This window comes from Nonomuraea sp. 3N208, from assembly GCF_052245935.1.
Lineage (GTDB): Bacteria > Actinomycetota > Actinomycetes > Streptosporangiales > Streptosporangiaceae > Nonomuraea.
On record NZ_JBQQBR010000016.1, the window covers coordinates 56375 to 75140 of the forward strand.

General features: G+C 69.9%; 20 protein-coding genes and 1 pseudogene. 7 read left to right on the forward strand and 14 right to left on the reverse strand.

What is annotated here, in order from left to right:
- Window positions 1–101: 101 nt before the first annotated feature.
- Together ACTWPT_RS24550 and ACTWPT_RS24555 are read right to left on the reverse strand one after the other, a co-directional pair.
- Entirely contained in the window at window positions 102–854 is a 753-nt protein-coding gene (locus ACTWPT_RS24550) for a DUF429 domain-containing protein (RefSeq protein ID WP_443179781.1), read from the reverse strand.
- 106 nt (window positions 855–960) lie between these two features.
- Window positions 961–1620, reverse strand: coding sequence for a maleylpyruvate isomerase family mycothiol-dependent enzyme (locus tag ACTWPT_RS24555; protein ID WP_443179782.1), 660 nt, complete (start codon window positions 1618–1620; stop codon window positions 961–963).
- Between the two features lie 131 nt (window positions 1621–1751).
- On the opposite strand from ACTWPT_RS24555, the gene ACTWPT_RS24560 reads away from it, so the two are divergent.
- A complete protein-coding gene (locus ACTWPT_RS24560) occupies window positions 1752–1904 on the forward strand; it encodes a hypothetical protein (RefSeq protein WP_443179783.1) in 153 nt (50 codons plus the stop codon).
- A 6-nt stretch (window positions 1905–1910) separates the two neighbouring features.
- Here ACTWPT_RS24560 and ACTWPT_RS24565 read toward each other — a convergent pair whose 3' ends face one another.
- The 4 genes from ACTWPT_RS24565 to ACTWPT_RS24580 are packed head-to-tail and all read right to left on the reverse strand — an operon-like array spanning window position 1911 to window position 3944.
- The gene (locus tag ACTWPT_RS24565) at window positions 1911–2648 is read right to left on the reverse strand and encodes a class I SAM-dependent DNA methyltransferase (RefSeq protein ID WP_443179784.1); all 738 of its coding nucleotides are present in this window, start codon (window positions 2646–2648) and stop codon (window positions 1911–1913) included.
- Window positions 2649–2696: 48 nt separating this feature from the next.
- The gene (locus ACTWPT_RS24570) at window positions 2697–3407 is read right to left on the reverse strand and encodes a hypothetical protein (RefSeq protein WP_443179785.1); all 711 of its coding nucleotides are present in this window, start codon (window positions 3405–3407) and stop codon (window positions 2697–2699) included.
- 58 nt (window positions 3408–3465) lie between these two features.
- A complete protein-coding gene (locus tag ACTWPT_RS24575; protein WP_443179786.1) occupies window positions 3466–3627 on the reverse strand; it encodes a hypothetical protein in 162 nt (53 codons plus the stop codon).
- Between the two features lie 26 nt (window positions 3628–3653).
- Window positions 3654–3944, reverse strand: coding sequence for a hypothetical protein (locus tag ACTWPT_RS24580; RefSeq protein ID WP_443179787.1), 291 nt, complete (start codon window positions 3942–3944; stop codon window positions 3654–3656).
- Window positions 3945–4151: 207 nt separating this feature from the next.
- Here ACTWPT_RS24580 and ACTWPT_RS24585 point away from each other — a divergent pair, with 207 nt between their 5' ends.
- A complete protein-coding gene (locus ACTWPT_RS24585; RefSeq protein ID WP_443179788.1) occupies window positions 4152–5297 on the forward strand; it encodes a sensor histidine kinase in 1146 nt (381 codons plus the stop codon).
- Between the two features lie 9 nt (window positions 5298–5306).
- Window positions 5307–5773, forward strand: a pseudogene (locus ACTWPT_RS24590) (response regulator transcription factor).
- A 1-nt stretch (window position 5774) separates the two neighbouring features.
- Here ACTWPT_RS24590 and ACTWPT_RS24595 read toward each other — a convergent pair.
- A complete protein-coding gene (locus ACTWPT_RS24595; protein WP_443179789.1) occupies window positions 5775–6413 on the reverse strand; it encodes an HNH endonuclease family protein in 639 nt (212 codons plus the stop codon).
- Between the two features lie 263 nt (window positions 6414–6676).
- Here ACTWPT_RS24595 and ACTWPT_RS24600 point away from each other — a divergent pair, with 263 nt between their 5' ends.
- Window positions 6677–7711, forward strand: a complete 1035-nt coding sequence (locus ACTWPT_RS24600; RefSeq protein WP_443179790.1) for an ROK family protein — start codon at window positions 6677–6679, stop codon at window positions 7709–7711.
- A 10-nt stretch (window positions 7712–7721) separates the two neighbouring features.
- Here the strand turns inward: ACTWPT_RS24600 and ACTWPT_RS24605 are convergent, their stop codons facing one another.
- The 3 genes from ACTWPT_RS24605 to ACTWPT_RS24615 form a co-directional block, all read right to left on the reverse strand.
- Window positions 7722–8960 carry an FAD-dependent oxidoreductase gene (locus tag ACTWPT_RS24605; protein WP_443179791.1) on the reverse strand — a complete coding sequence of 413 codons (1239 nt, stop codon included), beginning with the start codon at window positions 8958–8960 and terminating at the stop codon, window positions 7722–7724.
- Between the two features lie 122 nt (window positions 8961–9082).
- Window positions 9083–10030 carry a pectate lyase family protein gene (locus ACTWPT_RS24610; protein WP_443179792.1) on the reverse strand — a complete coding sequence of 316 codons (948 nt, stop codon included), beginning with the start codon at window positions 10028–10030 and terminating at the stop codon, window positions 9083–9085.
- Window positions 10031–10040: 10 nt separating this feature from the next.
- Window positions 10041–11636 carry a pectate lyase family protein gene (locus tag ACTWPT_RS24615; RefSeq protein WP_443179793.1) on the reverse strand — a complete coding sequence of 532 codons (1596 nt, stop codon included), beginning with the start codon at window positions 11634–11636 and terminating at the stop codon, window positions 10041–10043.
- A 343-nt stretch (window positions 11637–11979) separates the two neighbouring features.
- Between ACTWPT_RS24615 and ACTWPT_RS24620 the strand changes: the two genes are divergently transcribed.
- Window positions 11980–13263 carry an ArsB/NhaD family transporter gene (locus ACTWPT_RS24620; RefSeq protein ID WP_443179794.1) on the forward strand — a complete coding sequence of 428 codons (1284 nt, stop codon included), beginning with the start codon at window positions 11980–11982 and terminating at the stop codon, window positions 13261–13263.
- Here the strand turns inward: ACTWPT_RS24620 and ACTWPT_RS24625 are convergent.
- Complete coding sequence (locus ACTWPT_RS24625; RefSeq protein ID WP_443179795.1) at window positions 13256–13705, reverse strand: nuclear transport factor 2 family protein; 450 nt, start codon at window positions 13703–13705, stop codon at window positions 13256–13258. The genes ACTWPT_RS24620 and ACTWPT_RS24625 overlap by 8 nt on opposite strands.
- A gap of 70 nt (window positions 13706–13775) precedes the next feature.
- Between ACTWPT_RS24625 and ACTWPT_RS24630 the strand changes: the two genes are divergently transcribed.
- On the forward strand, window positions 13776–14330 hold the full coding sequence (locus tag ACTWPT_RS24630) for a TetR/AcrR family transcriptional regulator (RefSeq protein ID WP_443179796.1): 555 nt from the start codon (window positions 13776–13778) through the stop codon (window positions 14328–14330).
- Here the strand turns inward: ACTWPT_RS24630 and ACTWPT_RS24635 are convergent.
- Genes ACTWPT_RS24635 through ACTWPT_RS24645 form a run of 3 tightly spaced genes read right to left on the reverse strand, consistent with a single transcriptional unit; the run spans window position 14308 to window position 18013 of the window.
- On the reverse strand, window positions 14308–16566 hold the full coding sequence (locus ACTWPT_RS24635; RefSeq protein WP_443179797.1) for a xanthine dehydrogenase family protein molybdopterin-binding subunit: 2259 nt from the start codon (window positions 16564–16566) through the stop codon (window positions 14308–14310). The genes ACTWPT_RS24630 and ACTWPT_RS24635 overlap by 23 nt on opposite strands.
- On the reverse strand, window positions 16563–17552 hold the full coding sequence (locus ACTWPT_RS24640; protein ID WP_443179798.1) for an FAD binding domain-containing protein: 990 nt from the start codon (window positions 17550–17552) through the stop codon (window positions 16563–16565). Before ACTWPT_RS24640 ends, ACTWPT_RS24635 begins: the two co-directional genes overlap by 4 nt.
- A complete protein-coding gene (locus ACTWPT_RS24645) occupies window positions 17549–18013 on the reverse strand; it encodes a 2Fe-2S iron-sulfur cluster-binding protein (protein ID WP_327590971.1) in 465 nt (154 codons plus the stop codon). Before ACTWPT_RS24645 ends, ACTWPT_RS24640 begins: the two co-directional genes overlap by 4 nt.
- A 97-nt stretch (window positions 18014–18110) precedes the next feature.
- Between ACTWPT_RS24645 and ACTWPT_RS24650 the strand changes: the two genes are divergently transcribed.
- Window positions 18111–18752 (forward strand): TetR family transcriptional regulator, encoded by a 642-nt coding sequence (locus ACTWPT_RS24650; protein WP_443179799.1) that lies wholly within the window; start codon window positions 18111–18113, stop codon window positions 18750–18752.
- Window positions 18753–18766: the final 14 nt, after the last annotated feature.

Consider the following 18766-nt stretch of genomic DNA (forward strand, 5'->3'; position numbering starts at 1 on the left):
GGCGAGTTCGAAACTGCGGGTGACCGTGCGGCTTTGTCCTTCTGTCGCGAGATCGCGCAGGAGATGGTCGACAGGTACGGGATTTCGTGGCGCGAAGCGGTTCACCTGTCTCTGACGAGGCTGTTCAAGGGCGTGGTGGGCAGGGCGATCCAGCCCTCCGTGGCGGCCACCCCCGCCTGCTCAGCCGTCGGTACGGTCACCAGGCCGAGGGCCGACGCGCGTGCGGCGAGCGCGGACACGACGGCGTCGGTGGCGTCGTCCGATGCCCGGCAGATCGCCTCATACTCGCCCAGGTCCAGCCACGGCGCCGCCTCCAGCAACCGATCCACGAGCCGGCTCAGCTCCCCGAGGTTGGCGGCGCGCTTGTACCCCCGGTACGGCAGTCCCCACCGCTTCAGGCAAGCCGCCGGATACACCTCCACGATCACACCACCACCACGCCGGTCCACCGGCCGGCCCCGCCGCGCAAGCTCAGCGAGGACAGCCGCACACCGCATGGTGGCGTGCCCTATGCGGTCGGCCGACACGCTCAAAGGCGTCAGCCCGGTCTGCTCGTAAACGACCTGATCGGTGACCCGCAGCGCCAGGTCACGCCGCCAGGCCCGGCCCGCCAGCCCTTCCGGCACACTGACGTGCCCTGCACGGTGCGCGGTGATGAAGTCGACGAACCTGTCAGGCCAGCCGAGTGGGCAGTCGATCCCCGCCCTGCCGGCACTCATCACCGCCTCGACGATCAGAGCGTCGTCCGCCCCGACCTCCACCCGGACGAGCCGGGCACGGCCGGCCGACCAGTCGAGCCACGCCACGGCGGTCCGCACCGCCTCCGCGGCGAGATCGACTCCGACCGTCACCATTCCCCCACGATAGGGTTCTCGAGCTCCTTCCCTGGCAAGAGACGCCGGCTGCTGTTCATCGCCCCGCCGCCGGATCGGTTGATCTGCCCGTCAGGGCGTGTCCCGGTCAGGGGGTTCCGCAGCGGGCGCGCAGGGTGGTGACTCCGGGTCCGTCGAGTTCGTCGCAGTACGCCGTCCGCCCCGTCATCGCCATCGTCAGCGCCAGCGTGCGACCGGCCACGAGAGGGCCGCAACCGGTGGTGAAGGGTCCGTCGTTCGCGGCGAGGCGCAGGCCGCGGATTCGGCCCTTGGCGACGACGACCTGGTCGGAGCGACTGTAGTAGTCGGCCACCAGGGTGAGCGTGTCGATCGGATGGGTGCGGTGGATGCCGAGCGGCCGGCGGATGTCCTCACCGTGCACGATCGTCTCGCCCAGCATCGCCATGGTCGGCAGGGGCGGTTTGGTGGTGCTGGTGATGACCTGGCGGAACCTGTCGAGCGTCTCGGCGGGGGACGTGCCCAGTTGCTCGGTGAGCCGCATGGTCACCTGCTTGTCGAAGTCGAAACGGCAGCGGATGACGCCCGCGAGCCACCGTACGGCGTTGAGCCGCGCCGCCGCGACGAGGTGGGCGAGCACGTCGCGCACCGTCAGCCCCGTACACAGGGAGGGCGTCGCCCATTGCTCGTCGGTCAGATCGGCGAGGTCGGCCGCCAGGGCGGCGCGCTCGGAGTGGACCAGCGGCCAGAGGTCGTTACGGCGGCGCAGGGCTGGTTTCGGGGCCGTCATGGCGAGGTCCTCCGGGGAAGGTCGGCGCTGATCCATCACAGGTAGGACTGCCGTCCAGGGGCAGAATCGTCGCTTGTGCCTGCGCTTTCTTCCGAGATCGAATGTCGGTGCTCGCGTATAAGGTCCGGTGCGTGGACGAGACATCCAGAACCCGAAACGTCGTGCATGCCTACGTCGACAACGCCGAGCTCTCCGGCCGGGGCCTGATCAGCCGGATCACTGATTACTGGCCGGAGCCGTACGAGCCGCCGCCTGGCCGCGAGCACCTTGTGGAGCGCTTGTAAGACCTTCTAGTCCGGCGGAAGGCGATAGACGGACACGTGGGACCGCGACTCGGCGGTGAACTCCGCTCCGGCCCAGTCGGCATGCCTGCTCTCCAGCTCGAACCCAGCCAGCTGAGCCATGAGGTCCAGCTCGGCCGGCCAGATGAAGCGGTGCGGGCTCCGGTAAAGCCGAGCCTCCCGGCTCTCATCGAACTTGAAGTGGTGCGAGACCACGTGCTGGCGCAGAACGTCGTAGGTGTCCAAGCCGATGTAGCCGGGCTCGGAGAGCCAGACCGTGGCCTGCTGCCCCGGGGGGAGTTTGCGCAGCTCAGGCACCCAGAGCTCGATCACGAACCGCCCGCCGGGGGTGAGGTGGCGGGCGGCGTTGCGGAAGCACGCGACCTGCTCGGCCTGGGTGAGCAGGTTGGAGATCGTGTTGAAGACGAGGTAGACGAGCGAGTAATCCCCCGGAGCGACGGCAGTCGCCATGTCACCGACGATCACCGGGATGGTCGCTTCGTCTACTTTCGTGCGCAGTTGGTCGATCATCGGAGGTGACAGCTCGATGCCGGTTACCGGAACTCCTCGCTCGGCGAGCGGCACGGCCACGCGGCCGGTTCCGATGGCGAACTCGAGCGCTCGTCCGTCGCCCGCGAGCTCGGCGAGGCGGTCCACGGTCGGCTCCAAGACCTCGGGCGCGAACATGCCGATCCCCGGCGTGTCATAGCTCTGAGCGACTTCGACGTCCCAGATCTCCTGTCGCATGCCGCCCACCATGGCCGTGAGGTGTACGCGTTGTCCAACGGTTTTCGGTCAGACAACGGCGATGGCGGGGGCCACGCGTGCTGACCCGATGCCGCGATCCGGCTTGCCGAGCCGGAACCGTACCTTGCCCTTGAGCACGGTGCCGGACTCGGCCAAGCCACCGGTGAGACCTTCGCCGGGGAACAGGGTGAACGTCCAACTCTGGTTGGATTCGCAATCAGGCAGGTCGCGGCCACCTTGCAGGACCCGGGCTCCCCAGAGCTGACGGATCATCAGTGATCTGGTGTCGACGCCGGCCACCGTGAACGCCTCCGCCGGACCGCCCACGACCTGGTGGTGACTGCCCAGAGCCGGCCCGTAGACGCCGGTGACGGTGGCCACCATGGTCCACGGCACGCCATTCCGTACGCCCAGAACCCCCGCCGGCAGCCGGTCGTCGAACACGTCATTCACAGGCGTGCCGAGCTGGCCGGCTCTGACGTCGGGAGTCATCGGCCGCCGGGTGTCCAGCTTGCCCGGGTCCGGCACCAGCAGGATCCCGTACGTCGTCTCGTCGGCGAAGCGAGCCGAGGCGAAGTGGTCGCGGAGCGCGAGCACCGCCCGCTCGCCGGCATCCCACAGCTCGCCGGGGAAGGCCGTCCGCAGGTAGCCGGACGTCACCGCCGGCAGCCCGGTGCGCGCCACCGCTTCGACCACCGACGGGCATCGAGCCCATCCGGACTCGGCCAGCCTCGCGATCTGCTCGTCCTTGAATGACATCACTCACCCAAGACTGCCGCACAGCTGAACCATGCACCTAGTGGAGCGGCACGAGAGGTCAGGCGGTGGCGCGCTCGCGCTGGAAGAGGCGCACGCCGGCCACCCCCAGCGGCAGGAACAGCAGGGCGAACACGGTGCCGACCACGTACGTCAGGTCGATCGGGATGAACATCATCCCGACGAAGGCGGCGAGGTAGACCGCGGTCAGCCACCAGCCCACGACACCCGCCCGGGCGAGCCCCGCGCTCAGCGCGCCAGCCTGGGCACCGCGAGCGCGCCGAGTGCGCCGGCGATCAGGCCGTAGTGCAGCAGGATCGCCGACAACTCCGTCAGGAAACTGTCGCGGGCCAGCGACGTGACGTAGTCGGCGGCCGCGTCCGAGGCCTGGGGCGGGCAGGTCATCATGCCGGCGAACATCAGCACAGGGCTGCTGATCAGGGCGGCGCCGCCGGCGCGCCGCAGGAACCGGCTCGTCCGGCAGGAGTCGTCGGGGAGCACGTCCGGGGCGGGCGTGGCGGTGTGGGTGAGGGGGCTCATGTCGTACCTCCGTGTCTGCAGGTCGTTGCGTGGAGAACTCTCCCGTCGTGGCGCCCTCCGGCGCGTCAGTCGTTTCGTACCGTGATCGCTCCCCGATCCGGCGGACGGCGCACCGGCCGGGTCCGCTGAACGGCGGATGCCGTGGCCTGCGTGAGTCCGCCGTCCGGGGGAGTCGGCCGATGCCGTGCCTGGTTACCATCAGTGGCCATGACGATGACCCGGCTGAGGGACGTCCGCCTCATTCCCCTGGTGTTCGGGCCGCTGATCGGTTTCCTGGCCGTGATGGAGACACTGCTCGACGACTTCTTCGGCGCCAGTGCCACCGCCACCTGGGTCTCGGGTGTCCTGTTGGGGGCCGGGGTGGTGGTCGCGACCTGGTATCCGCTGGCCGGCACGCTCGTGGCGGCCGTCTGCCTGCCGATCCCCGTGGTCGCGTTCGACGCGCCGGGAGTCGGTGGCGCGGCGATGATCGGGATGATCGGGGTGGTGGCGTGGGCCGGCTGGCGCGAGCCGGTCCGGCGCTCACTTCTGGGGTTCTGCGCCGCGGCCGTGTCCTTCGCGAGCACATCGATCTTCGCCGGTCTGTCGTTGTGGGAGTTGTTCTTCATCCCGGCGATCCTGCTGCCCGGCTGGTGCATGGGGCTGCTCGCCCGGCGCAGCGGGGAGCGGGCCGCCAAGCTCGCCGAGCTGGCAGCCGCTCTCGACGCCGAACGTGAGGCGAACGCCCAGGCAGCGGTCGCGCAGGAGCGTACGCGGATCGCCCGGGAGGTGCACGACGCGGTCGCGCACTCGGTCAGCGTGATAACCCTGCAACTGGGAGGCCTGCGCCGGCTGCTCGCCGGCCGCCCGGCCGAGCAGGAGATCGTGGCCGGGCTGGAGCGGCTCGGGCGGCAGACGGTGGAGGAGATGCGCGGCCTGGTCGGCATCCTGCGCGAGCACGTCGACGGCGAACACCCGGCGCCGGTGCCGTCACTGGTCCGCGTCGGCGAGCTGATCTCTGACGTCCGCGCCGCCGGCCTGAAGGTGACCCTGGACTCCCCCGCCGAGCCGCCACAACTTCCGCCCGTCCTGGACCTCACCGCCTACCGGGTGCTCCAGGAAGCCCTGACGAACGTGCTGCGGCACGCCGGAGAGGTGCCGACCGCGGTCACCATCGGCTACACCGACCACGCCCTCACGCTCGAGGTACGCAACGAGCCGGGGCGGCCGGCGCCGGCCGCCAAGCGCGGCGGCCACGGACTGGTCGGCATGCGCGAACGGCTGGCGATGGTCCAGGGGAGCCTGCACACCGGTGTCGAGCCGGACGGCGGGTTCGCGGTCCGCGCCCGGTTCCCCATTCCCCGCACGCGGTAGGAAGAGCGAATGACAATCTCGGTAGCGCTCGTCGACGACGAGGCCATGATCCGCGTGGGCCTGCGGCTGGTGCTCAGCGGCGAACCGGACATCGAGGTCGTCGGCGAGGCGTCCGACGGTGTCGAGGCCCTCGACCTGGTGGCGCGTACCCGGCCGGACGTCGTCCTCATCGACGTGCGGATGCCCAGGATGGACGGGCTGGAAGCGTCGCGGCGGCTCGTCCGCGACCACCCCGAGAGCAAGGTCATCGTGCTGACCACCTTCGACGAGGACGCCGGGAGACGGACGTGCTGAAGCTGCTGGCCCAGGGCCTGACGAACACGCAGATCGCGGCCCGCCCCTACCTGGGTGAGGCCACGGTCAAGACGCACCTGTCCCGGATCCTGATGAAGCTCAACCTGACCACGCGAGTTCAGGCGGTCGTCTCCGCGTACGAGAGCGGCCTCGTCCGGCCCGGGGAGCAGGACCAACGGTGAGTCAACACGTGCGGAGCATGTTGAGCAGGGCCACCCGCTCCTTTCGAGTCACGAAGAGCCGGTAGTGGTGTTTCACGGCGATCCATGAGGTGGCGTAGCGGCACCAATGGGCGCGGCGCGGGGGACGCCAGCTCTGCGGTCCTTGGCCGCCCTTCGCGATGTTGACGGAGTGGCTGACCGTTAACAGCTCCGGGCGGGTGAGGTCGTTGGCGAAGGCGCGTCGCCGCGCCTGGCTCCATCTGCTGGCGCCCGAGCGCCAGGCGTACGCCAGCGGCACGACATGGTCGACGTCAACCTGCTTTTCGCTCTTCAGCCACTTTCCGTCGTAGGGGCTGTACCAGAGGGCTTTGACCGGGTGACAGGCCGCGTTCTTGCGTACGCGCCGGGCGTCGCGTGCCAGGACCATCTCGCGGGCATCGCACGTGCCCCGGTGATGTGCCCATCGAGGCTGGAAGCGGCGGTGGCTGTAGCCACGGATTGATAAGGGCTTGGCGACCTTCAGCTGGGCCAGCATGCGGCGGGCCACCGCCGCGGCGTCGGTCTGCTCGCGCGTGGTGGCCGACGCCCGCGGGATGCCGGTGCTCGGGACGACCAGGAGAGTCAGCACGGCGACTTGAACCGTCCGTCTCAAGAAGATCATGGTTTGCCCTTACCCCTAACTCGCGCCCATAGCCATCATTACTCATTGTGGTCTCATGAGCACAGCATGTCACCGATAATAGGATCGGCCATTGCCTCCGCCTCCGTTCGGGACAGGGACGAAGGGTGGCAATGGCCACAACATCCCTTCGCCCCCACCGTCCTGGTCTGGGCCACGACCGGAGTGGACCTTGCTGGTCCGCTAGAGGTCGGCCATGCTGAGGGCGACGTCTGACCATGAGGCACGAGGCGTGAGGAGCGGCCATGGGCTCCAATCCGTGGTACATCGTCGGCCTGGACAACGGCGGCACCACGAACAACGCCACCGTCCTCGACTCCTCCGGTCACTACCTCGTACCGGGAATGGCCGAATCCCCCAGCCACGTCCGCGAAGGTCCCGACGCGGCCCTGCAGGCGCTCACCTCAGCCCTGGATCAGGTGCTGGAGCTCACCGGCGTCAGCAGGGCCGCTGTGGCGGGGATCGGGCTGGACACGCCCGGGCCAGCCAGCGCCGACGGAGTGATCTCGGCGCGGGGCTCGACGAACTTCATCCACCCCGAGTGGGGCGGGTACGACATCCGGACGGCGCTCGAGGACAAGCTGCAGCTGCCAGTGGTGTACAGCAACGACGCCAATGCGGCGGCCCTCTACGCCCATCACGCGTACTTCGGCCCGGAGGCGATGCGGCGCTCCTCGGTTTCGGCGATCGTGGGCACCGGGCTGGGCGGCGGAGTCGTCGAGTCCGGGCACGTCGTCAGGGGCGCGTGCGGCATGGCCGGCGAGCTCGGCCACATCGGCCTGCCGCCCGGCGGCCTGCTCGACGACGGGCAAGCCCCACCGGTGTGCAACTGCGGCAATGTCTGCGACGTCGAGAGCATCGCCTCATTGACCGCGATCGAGCGGAACCTGCTGCCCCACTGGCTGACCCGCTTTCCGGACCACGCCCTGGCCGCGGAGCCTCTCGCCTACGCGGCCAAGGCGCTGCGCTCGTACGCCGAACGCGACGACCCCATGGCGCTGGCGATCTTCGAGCAGCAGGCCAAGGCGCTCGGGTGGCTCTTCACCATCGCCGCCAACTTCACCGATCCGCACGCGTACTTCTTGGGCGGAGGGGTGGTGGCGGCCGGCTCCCGGTTCCGGAACTGGCTGCTGGAGCAGGTGCGCCGGCACACGGTGCTCCGCGTCGAGCAGCAGCGGGCCGCGGTCTTCGCCCTCGTCCCCGACCTGGACATGGCCGGGGCTCGGGGTGCGGCGATCGCGGCTCGCGACGCCTTACGCCTTCGCCCCTCGGGCGACTGAGCGGTGCTGATCAGCCGGCTCTGCGGGCGAAGGCCGGCGCATGTTCCGGGCGGGGTCCGAAGCCCACCAACCGGGGAGGAATCTTGCGGAACCCCGGAACCACGCGGGGGAGGACGAGGAGTGCCTTCGGCAGTCCGGACCGTTTGCCCGTGAACTGCGCCTCGAAGACCACCCGTTGGAGCAGCCGCTGTGCACCCTGAATGATCACGGTGGGGAGGTGCCGGCGCCGTTGCACGGCCGCCAGGTCCTTGCGGGTGACGGCGTGCCGGCGCAGGGGTTCGGCCAGGATCGTGGCAGCGGCCACCGCGTCCTGAACGGCCAGGTTGATACCCACCCCGCCGGCCGGGGACATCGCGTGCGCGGCGTCGCCGATGAGCAGCAGCCCGTCGAGATACCAGCGCTTGAGCCGGTTCAGCTTGACGTCGAGCACGAAGACGTCGTCCATGCTCCGCAACTGGTCCACCCGGTCGGCGAGATCCGGCCGCAGGCGGGCGATGCGCTCACGGAACCGCTCCACCCCCTCGGTCCGCAGCCGCGCGTCCGAGCCCTTGGGGGCGAGGTACGCCAGCTGGTAGTAGTCCTCGCGGGCCAGAGAGATCAGCACCTCCGCCCCTCGCGCGGCCGGCGTCACCGCGGCGGGCCCGTCCTTGTCGCGGTCGAACTTGGGCAGCCGGAACCACCAGGCGTCGAAGGGCACGCGGAACTCCTTCGACACCAGGCTCGCGTCCCGGCGCAGCGTGGAGTGCCTGCCGTCGCACGCGACGGTCAGCTCGGCGTGGATCTGCCCTTCGCGGCCGTCCGCCGTGCGGTATCCGACTCCGACGACCTTCCCTCGGTCGCGCAGCAGCGCGGTGGCCTCGGTGTTCATGCGGAGGGTGAAGCCGGGCTCCTCCTCCGCCGCCTTGGCGAGGAAGGAGAGCAGATCCCACTGGGGCACCATCGCGATGTAGTTGTACGGCGCGGGCAGCGTCTCGAAGTCACCCAAGGTGATCGTGCTTCCGTCGCCGGCGGGGAACGCCACCCTGTTCAGGCGGCTCTGCGGCAGGGCTCGGAAGCCCTCACCGAGGCCGAGCTCGTCGATGAGCCGGACGGTGGAGGGGTGAACGGTGTCACCCCGGAAGTCGCGCAGGAAGTCGCCGTGCTTCTCCAGCACGGTGACGTCGATGCCCGCCCTGGCCAGCAGCAGGCCCAGCATCATGCCCGCCGGGCCACCGCCGCACACCAGGACGCCGGTGCTTTCAGCCATCATGATCGTCCCTTCTGTGCGCTCCTTTCCTCCATCAGCATGCCCGCTACGGGCCAAAGAATTCATCATGGGATGAAAATTGTTGGGGGCGGCCCGGAGACTCCGCGCCGCCCCACGGTGACGCCCTAGATCTTGCCGACGCCCGCTCCTGCTTGGACCTTCGCGGGGACGATCGCCGGGTCGTCGAGCGTGTAGGAGTAGTACGTACCGGGCTCGACGACGCTGCCCGCCGTCTCCGGCGCGCCCGAGTTGACGTAGACGTTGCGCCGTTCGACCACCCGGCCCGGGTCGCTCTCCGCGTAGCCGACGTGGATCGGGTGGGCGACGTTCTCGAAGTAGTTGCCCTCCACCAGCACTCCGGCGTTCTGCGTGGACGCGATGCCGTACAGGGAGTTGTTCCTGTAGTAGTTGTTGAACACGTGCACCGGCTCGCCGAAGCGGGCACGCGGGTGGCGCTGGTCGGTGCCGTCGAAGAAGTTGTGGTGGTAGGTGACCCGCAGCTTGCCGATGTCGGCGGTGTAGGTGTCGGAGTGGCCGAGCAACATCGCCTTGCTGTGGTGGTGGAACTTGTTCCAGGAGACGGTGACGTAGTCCGACTCCCGTTTGATGTCCAGCAGGCCGTCGTACCCGGCGGACAGGTCGTTGTGGTCGATCCACACGTGGTGTGCCTTGTTGGTGACGCTGATGGAGTCGTCCTCGGCGTCGGTGAACCTGATGTTGCGGATGATCACGTTGTTGCCGGGGCGGGTCGTGGAGCCGAGCTGGAGGCCGCCGCCGGTGATCTCGGCGGTCGAGCCGACGCCGATGATGGTCTTGTTGGCGACCACCGTGACCATGTCGCTGATCTGGATGCGGCCCTGGATGCGGAGGATGTAAGCCCCCGCCCGGCCGGCGTAGTCCTGCAGCTGGGCGCCCGTGGTGATGGTGACCTCGGTGCCGGCCGCGCCGCCGGTGGCGCCATTCTGGCCGAGGGCGTTCACGGAGGCGAACCCGATCGGGCCGTCCGCGGCGCTCGCCGGCGCCGGTACCAGGGCGATGACCAGCGCGGCGGCCGCGACAAGTCGGAAGAGCATGGCGGCCTCCTCAGATCTTCCCAGTGCCGGAGCCGGCGGTGACCGACGCCTTCACCGTGTTCGGGTCGTCCAGGGTGTAGCTGTAGTAAGTGCTGGGCTCCTGCACGCTGCCGCTGCAGTCCGGCGTGCCGGACTCGTCGACGAACACGTTGTTGCGGGCGACGCACCGGCCGCCCGGGCCGGCGTACGAGTTGCTGACCGGCTCCTCGACCCGCTCGAAGTAGTTGCCTTCGACCAGGCAGCCGGCGTTCGCCTGGCAGGCCACTCCGACGTCGGTGTTGTAGACGTAGTAGTTGTTGAACACGTGCACCGGCTCCCCGAACCGCACCCGCGGGTTGCGCTGCGGCGTCCGGTCGAACCAGTTGTGGTGATAGGAGACCTTCAACCGGCCCACGTCCTGCGCGTCGTTGTCGTCGTCGTGGCCGAGCAGCATGGTCTTGGTGTGGTCGTGCACGTGGTTCCACGAGACGGTGACGTACGACGACCCGCGCTTGATGTCGACCAGCCCGTCGTAGCCGTCGGCCAGGTCGTTGTGGTCGATCCAGATGTGGTGGCTGAACATCTGGACGTTGATCGAGTCGTCGGTGGCGCCCCGGAAGACGAGGTTGCGGACGATGACGTTGTGCACGGCGTTGGCGGGCGGCGAGGTGATCGAGTCGTCCGCGGCCAGGCCGATGTTGAACCCGCCCCCGGTGATGCCGGACGCGGCGCCGACGCCGACGATCGTCTTGTCGGAGGCGACGTTGTGCATGCCGGCCGGCACTGTGACCATCCCGCGGACGCAGATGTTCAGCGGCCCGCTCTGGCCGATCGCGGTGATCAGTTCTCCGGCCGTGTCCACCTCGACCGTCGGACCACCGGCGCCGCCCGTGGTGCCGTTCTGGCCCCAGGCGTTGACGGTGGCGAACCCCGTGGGCGTACCCGATGTGTCGCACGTGCCGGGCGGGGGCAACGTCGGGCTGGTCGGCGGGTCGGTCGGGCCCCCGATGTCCGTCACCAGCACGTCGTCGAACGAGGCACTGGCGTAGTAGCCGGCCAGGCCCGCCCGTCCCGAGCCGATCGAGGTGTCCGTCACCGTGGCGACCTGCACGTTGTTCACGAAGCCGCGCAATGTCGTGCCGAATGCTTCGAGCCGGAGGGTGTACCAGTCACTGGTGGCCACCGTGGCCGTGGCGAGCGTGATCGGCGTGCCGCCGGTGCGCTTGCCCAGGACGACCGTGCCGGCGCTGCTCAGGCCGAGGAAGTAGTAGGTGCTGGTGGTCTGCGCCCGGGCCAGCACCGCGACGTGCCGGCCCGAGCCGTTGAACGCGATCGGCCTGACCTGCGCCTGCACCGCCTGGTCGCCCCATCCGGCCCCGGCCCCGGCCACCGCGCGGGCGTCCGCGCTGGTGCCGGACTGCCGGTACGCCCTGGAGCCGTCGGTCACCACCGACCAGCTGCCGCCGGACCTCGACCACCCCGTGGCGTCACCGTCCTCGAAGTCGTCGCCGAGCAGCGTGGCGGCGGACGCGCTGGGCACCCCCAGCAGCACCGTTGCCGCGGCCGTCGCGGCGGCAACACCCGCCGCGAGCGCGGCGAGCACTGATCGTCTGCTTCTGCGCACCATGGAGCCTCCGGTTGTGAAGGCGACCGAGCGCACTCGACCCTCGCGAGGGGGTACGCGCCCGATCGCAGTGGCGAACCGGAACCCGTCGCGACATGAACGGGTTCCTCACTGCATGTGGTGTTGCGCGTAAGCTCGCGAGCTTCACACCTTTATGCAACCGATTGTTAGACGAGTCAATGCGTAGGGATGTGCAGTTTTGTTGCAGTCCCCCAAGCTCTGGAGCAGATCGTGCAAGCGATTGTAGAAAACGACCTGTGCTGGAGCGCGACGATGCTTGATAGGTTTTGCGGCAAGTGGGCCGAAAGTCCGAATCGGCGGCCCGCGCGCTGATCCTGGAGACGCCTTGACGGTTACGGCCTGGGTGGCGGTGGCCGCCTTTGTCACCGCGTACACGTTGATCGCCACAGAGAAGGTGCACCGGGTGGCGGCGGCGCTCGGCGGGGCCGGGATCATGTTGCTGATCCATGCCACCAACGCCGACGCGGCGTTCTTCGACGAGCACGCCGGGATCGACTGGAATGTGATCTTCCTGCTGCTCGGCATGATGGTCATCGTCGGCGTACTCAAGCAGACCGGCGTCTTCGAGTACCTCGCCATCTGGGCGGCCAAGCGGGCCAGGGGCAGGCCGTTCCGGCTCATGGCGCTGCTGATCGTGATCACCGCGTCCGCGTCGGCGCTGCTGGACAACGTGACGACCGTGCTGCTGATCGCGCCGGTGACGTTCCTGGTGTGCGAGCGGCTGGCATTGCCCGTAGCGCCGTTCCTGATCGCCGAGGCCATGGCGTCCAACATCGGCGGCGCCTCCACGCTGGTCGGCGACCCGCCGAACATCATCATCGCCAGCCGGGGCGGGCTGACCTTCAACGACTTCCTCGTGCACATGGCGCCGCTGATCATCGTGCTGGTCGCGGTGTTCGTCGGGCTGTGCCGGTGGCTGTTCAGGAAGTCGTTCAGGTACGACCCAGAGCTCGCCGCGGAGATCATGACGTTGAACGAGCGGGAGGCCATCGCCGACCACCGGCTGCTCTGGCAGTCTCTGGCCGTGCTCGCGCTGGTGATGGCGGCGTTCGTGCTGCATCCGGTGCTGCATTACGAGCCGTCGGTCGTGGCGCTGCTGGGGGCCGGGGTGCTGGTGGCGGCGACCAAGGTGACGACCGAGGACGCCATCCGCGAGGTGGAGTGGCCGACCCTGGTGTTCTTCGCGGGGTTGTTCGTGATGGTCGGGGCGCTGGTGGAGACCGGCGTGATCCGGCAGATCTCGGAGGCGGCGGCGCAGGCCACCCACGGGCAGCTCGCGCTGACGACCATGTTGCTGCTCTGGGTCTCGGCCGGGTTGTCGGCGGTCATCGACAACATCCCGTACGTCGCCACCATGAGCCCCATCGTCGCGGACCTGGTCCAGGCGAACGACGGGGCCCAGGTGCTGTGGTGGGCCCTGGCCATCGGCGCCGACCTGGGTGGCAACGCCACGGCCGTCGGCGCGGCGGCCAACGTGGTGATCCTCGGCATCGCCGCCCGCAACGGCACCCCGATCAGCTTCTGGCAGTTCACCAAGTACGGGATCGTGGTGACGTTCGTGACCGTGGCGTTGTCGACGCCGTACCTGTGGCTGCGTTACCTCACCTGAGCGGCAACGGCCCTTCGGTCCCCTGGCGCGGGCCGAAGATACGGCGCTCGCTCTCGTCGATGGGCGCGTCGTTGATGCTCGCCTCCCTGCGCCGCATCAGCCCGGACTCGTCGAACTCCCACTGCTCGTTGCCGTAGCTGCGCCACCACTGCCCGGAGGCGTCGCGGGACTCGTACTGGAAGCGGACCGCGATGCGGTCGCCCAGCACCGCCCACAGCTCCTTCCGCAGCGCGTAGTCCAGCTCCCTGTCCCATTTGCGGCGCAGGAACTCCCTGATCTCGTCGCGCCCCTTGAGGAACTCGTCGCGGTTGCGCCAGACGGAGTCCTCGGTGTACGCCAGCGCGACGCGGTCCGGGTCGCGCGTGTTCCAGGCGTCCTCGGCGGCCTGGACCTTGATGCGGGCGGTCTCTTCCGTGAACGGCGGGACAGGTGGGCGGGTCATGGAACCTCCTGGAGAACGTACGTTCTCCGGTAGCCTAGAGAACGACCGTTCTCCAGGCAAGTGAGGTGGCATGGAACACGCGGAGCGGGTCCTCGTCGCGGCGGGCGAGCTGTTCTACGGGCGCGGCCTGCGGGCGGTGGGCATGGACGACGTGCGCGCGGCATCCGGGGTGTCGCTCAAGCGGCTCTACCAGTGTTTCCCGTCCAAGGAGGCGCTGGTCGTGGCGTATCTGGAGCGGCGGGACGAACGGTGGATGTCCTCGCTCACGTCATACGTCGAGCAGCGCGAGAACAAGATCGCCGCTGTGTTCACGTGGCTGGAGCGGTGGTTCGCGGAGGACGACTTCCGCGGGTGCGGGTTCGTCAACGCCTACGGGGAGCTGGGCGCCACGTCGGAGGCGGTGCGTGAGGTGGTGCGGCGGCACAAGCAGCGGCTGCGCGACTATCTGCGCGGGCTGGCCACCGAGGCGCGGACGGCGGACCCGAACCTGCTCGCCGAGCAGCTGCTCGTGCTGGTCGACGGGGCCACCGTCACCGCGATGGTGAATCCGCCGGGCGCGGCGACGGCGGCACGGGCGGCCGGCCAGGCCGCCGCCGCGGCTGTCACAGCAGCTTGTCGAGAGTGATGGGCAGGTCGACGATCCGCTTGCCGGTGGCGTGACGTACGGCGTTCGCGACGGCCGCGCCGACACCTGTGATGCCGACCTCGCCCACACCGACCAATCCGAGCGGCATGGTCGGGTCCGGCTCGTCCAGCCAGTGCACGTCGATGCGGGGGATGTCGGCGTGCACGGGCACGTGGTATTCGCTCAGGCTCGCGTTCACGATCCGTCCGGTGCGCGGGTCGACCAGCGTCTCCTCCGACAGCGCCAGGCCGATGCCCATCACGATGCCGCCACGAAGCTGACTGGCCACCAGCTTGGCGTTGATCACCCTGCCGACGTCGAACACACCGAGCCAGCGCGACACCCGCACCTCACCGGTGTCCCGGTCCACCCGCACCTCGCAGAACTGCGCCCCGCACGCCGCCTTCACCCAGCGCCTCATGTCGCGAAGTGTCCCCACCATGCCGAGCGCGCCCGGCTTGATCTCGCTCTCCAGGTGGTCGCGCCCCGCCCGGGTCAGGATGGCCGCGTACGTCTCGCCGCTCACCCCGTGGAAGAGACCGCCGTCGCGGGCCTCCAGGTCGGGCAGCCGCCGGCCGCGCAACGGCGAGTCCGGGGCCCGGCGTGCCAGCGCCAGCGCGGACTCCTTGAGCTTGCGGCAGGCGGCCAGCACGCTCGACGCCACGCTCGCGGTCTGTATCGAGCCACCCGCCATGGCGCCCAGCGGCAGCTCGGAGTCGCCGGACTCGACGCGTACGGCCTCCAGCGGCACGCCCAGCTCATCGGCGGCGATCTGCGCCTGCACCGTGGCCGCGCCCACCCCGATCTCGGCCATGGCGCAGCGCACCACGACCCCGCCGTCCGCGGACAGCCGCACGGCGGCGCTCACCGGCAGGTGCATCGCGGGGTGGTACGCGGTCGCGACGCCCATGCCGACGAGCCACCGCCCGTCCCGCATGGCGCCGGGCCGCGGGTCCCGCTCGTTCCAGCCGAACCGCTCGACCCCCAGCGCGTACGCCTCCCGCAGGAATCGCCGGGCGAACCGCTTGCCGTCCACCGGGTTGCGCTCGGGCTCGTTGCGCATGCGCAGCTCGATCGGGTCCATACCGAGCTCCCAGGCCAGCTCGTCCACGGCCGACTCCACGGCGAAGGTGCCGATGGACTCGCCCGGCGCCCGCATGGGGGTGTTGGGGAGCAGGTCGAGCTGCACGAGGTGCTGGCGCAGGTGAATGTTGGGGGCGGCGTAGAGGTGCCGGGAGGCCGAGGTGATCTGCTCCTGCCAGCCTCCGACCCTTCCCGTCCTGGCCACACTGGTGTGGATCAGGGCGGTGAGCGTGCCGTCCTTGTCGGCGCCCAGCGCGACCCGCTGTGTGCTGGGGGTACGGCCGCCGACCGTGTGGTAGACGCCCGCCCGCGTGAGCGCCAGCCGCACCGGCCGGCCGGTCGCCCGCGCGGCCAGCACGGCGAGCAGCGTGCCCGCCCAGATCGGGCCCTTGCCGCCGAATCCGCCGCCCACGAACGGCGCCAGCACCCGGATGTTCCGCTCCGGCACGCCGAACCGCAGCGCGAGCTGCTTGCGCACCCACGGGATGCCCTGCGTGGCCTCGTGCACGGTCAGGTGGTCGCCGTTCCAGGCGGCGGTGGTGGCGTGCGGCTCGATGGCGTTGTGGTTGTGCGGCGGCGTGGTGAACCGCAGGTCCACCGACACCGGTGCGGCCTCCAGCGCGGCCTTCGCATCGCCCTTGTCGGCCTCGCTCTCCAACAGCATGCTGCGCTTCTGCGGGGTGGCATTCGGCTCCTCCGCCGAGAAGTCCACCACGGCCGGCAGCTCCTCGTACGCGGGCCGCACCAGGGACGCCGCGTGCCGCGCGGCCTCGTGCGTCTCGGCGACCACGACGGCCACCGGCTGGCCGTTCCAGTGCACCTCGTCGGTGGCCAGGTAGTTGACCGACGTCCCGGAGGCCATCGCACCGAGGGGGTCCAGGAGGCTGACCTTGAAGGGCTTCATGGCGGGGCCGTTCTCGTGGGTGAGCACCTCGATCACGCCGGGTACGGCGCGGGCGGCCGCGGTGTCGATGGCGGTGATGCGGCCGCGGGCGATCGTCGCGTGGACCAGGGCGGCGTAGGCGAGGTCCGGGTAGTGGTGCTCGGCCGCGTAGCGGGCCTCGCCGGTGGCCTTGGCCCGGCCGTCGAGCCGGTCGATCGGCCGGCCGACGTATTTCGTGCCGGTCGCGCGCTCGATCTCGGTCGTGGTCATGCCGCTTCCCCTCCGTTGGTCAGCTCGCGCAGTGTGGCCGTGATCGTGGCGCGGGCCAGGCCGCTCTTGAACGCGTTGCCCGGCCGCGGGGTCGCGTCCGCCAGTTCGGCGTCGGCCGCACGGCGGAACGCCTCCTCGGTCGCCGGGCCGCCGAGCAGCGCCTGCTCGGCCTCGCGCGCCCGCCACGGCTTGGGGGCGACGCCGCCCAGCGCCAGGCGGACGTCCATGATCGTCCCGTCCCTCACTTCCACCGCCGCCGCCACGGAGACCAGCGCGAACGCGTACGACGCCCGGTCGCGGACCTTGCGGTAGCTGGAAGGGACGGCGATCGGCGGCACCTCGACGGCCGTGATCAGCTCGTCGGCCGCGAGCGCGGTCTCGACCTGCGGCGTGTCGCCGGGCAGCAGGTGGAAGTCCGCCAGCGGGATCCGGCGCGTGCCGCGCACGCTCCGGGCCTCGACGACGGCGTCCAGGGCGAGCAGGGCCACGGACATGTCCGACGGATGCGTGGCGATGCAGCTGTCACTCACGCCCAGGATCGCGTGGGAGCGGTTGAACCCGCCGATCGCGTCACAGCCGGCGCCGGGCTCGCGCTTGTTGCAGGCCGACGCCTGATCGTAGAAGTATGGGCAGCGGGTGCGCTGCAGCAGGTTGCCGCCCACGGTCGCCATGTTGCGCAGCTGGGCCGAGGCGCCGGCCAGGATCGCCTGCGACAACACCGGAAAGCGGGTCCGGACCCGGCGGTCGGCGGCCAGAGTGCTGTTGCGCACCAGCGCCCCGATCCGGAGGCCGCCGCCGGGCAGCTCGGCCACCTCGTCGAGCGGCAGCCCGGTGACGTCCACGACAGTGAGAGGCCGCTCGATGCCCTCGCGCATGAGGTCGACCAGGTTGGTGCCGCCGCCGAGGAACTTGGCGCCGGAGTCGGCGGCCACCGCCTGCACGGCCGCGTCGATGTCGGGCGCCTTGACGTACGCGAACGGTCTCATCCGGCCACTTCCTTGATCGCGTCCACGATGCCGTTGTAGGCGCCGCAGCGGCACAGGTTGCCGCTCATCCGCTCCCTGATCTCGGCCTCCGTGAGCTCCGGAGCGCCTGCGGAGACCGCGCTCGGCATGCCCGCCGCATACTCATCGAGCATGGCGATCGCCGAGCAGATCTGACCCGAGGTGCAGTAGCCACACTGGAGCCCGTCGTGGCGGACGAACGCCTCCTGCAGGGGGTGCGGGGTCACGCCCTCGATGGTGGTGATCTCCCTGTCGGCGTATTGGACGGCCAGGGCCAGACAGGCGTTGATCCGCACGCCGTCGGCGAGGACCGTGCACGCGCCGCAAGCGCCCTGGTCGCAGCCCTTCTTCGGGCCCGTCACGCCCAAGCGCTCGCGTAGCGCGTCGAGCAGGCTGACCCATGGCTCGACGTCGAGCTTCTCTTCGGTGCCGTTCACTCGCATCCGTATCTCGGTCACATCTCGGGACGTTAACAGAACATCGTCCACTTAACAAGAGAACGATGTTCTTTTAACGCCTGGGCCTTATCCTGAGACCGCGATGACTTTCCTCAGGGCCAGACGGCCGGAGCACAAGCAGCAGCGGCGCGAGGCGATCCTCGACGCCGCGCGCGAGCTCGCCATGGCCTCGGGCGTGCGGAACGTGAGCCTGGGCGCGGTCGCGGAGGCCGTCGGCCTGGCGAAGTCCAACATCGTGCGCTATTTCGGCACCCGCGAGGAGATCTACCTCCACCTCGCCACCGAGGAGTGGGGGCAGTGGGCGGAGGCGGTGCGCGAGCGGTTGCGGCACGCCTCCGGCACACCCGAGGTGGTGACGGTGCTGGCGGAGACGCTGGCCGCGCGGCCGCTCTTCTGCGACCTGCTCAGCCACACCTCCACCAGCCTGGAGCACAACGTGTCGGTCGAGGCGGCGTACACGTTCAAGCGGGCCGTGGTGGGCGTGGTCGGCGAGCTGGGCTCAGAGGTGGCGGGCATCACCGACCTCACGGTCAACGAGGCGATCGAGCTCGTCATGGGCGCCGCCGGCCTGGGCGGCCTGCTCTATCCCGCCGCCAACCCCTCCCCCACGCTGGCCGAGGTCTACGCCCGTTACCCCGAGCTCGGCGCCACCTGCCCCCAGATGGTGCCCATGCTCGTCCGCATGCTCAGCGCGCTCGCCGCCGGCCTGCCGACGCTCCGGTGAAAGTTTCACCCGAA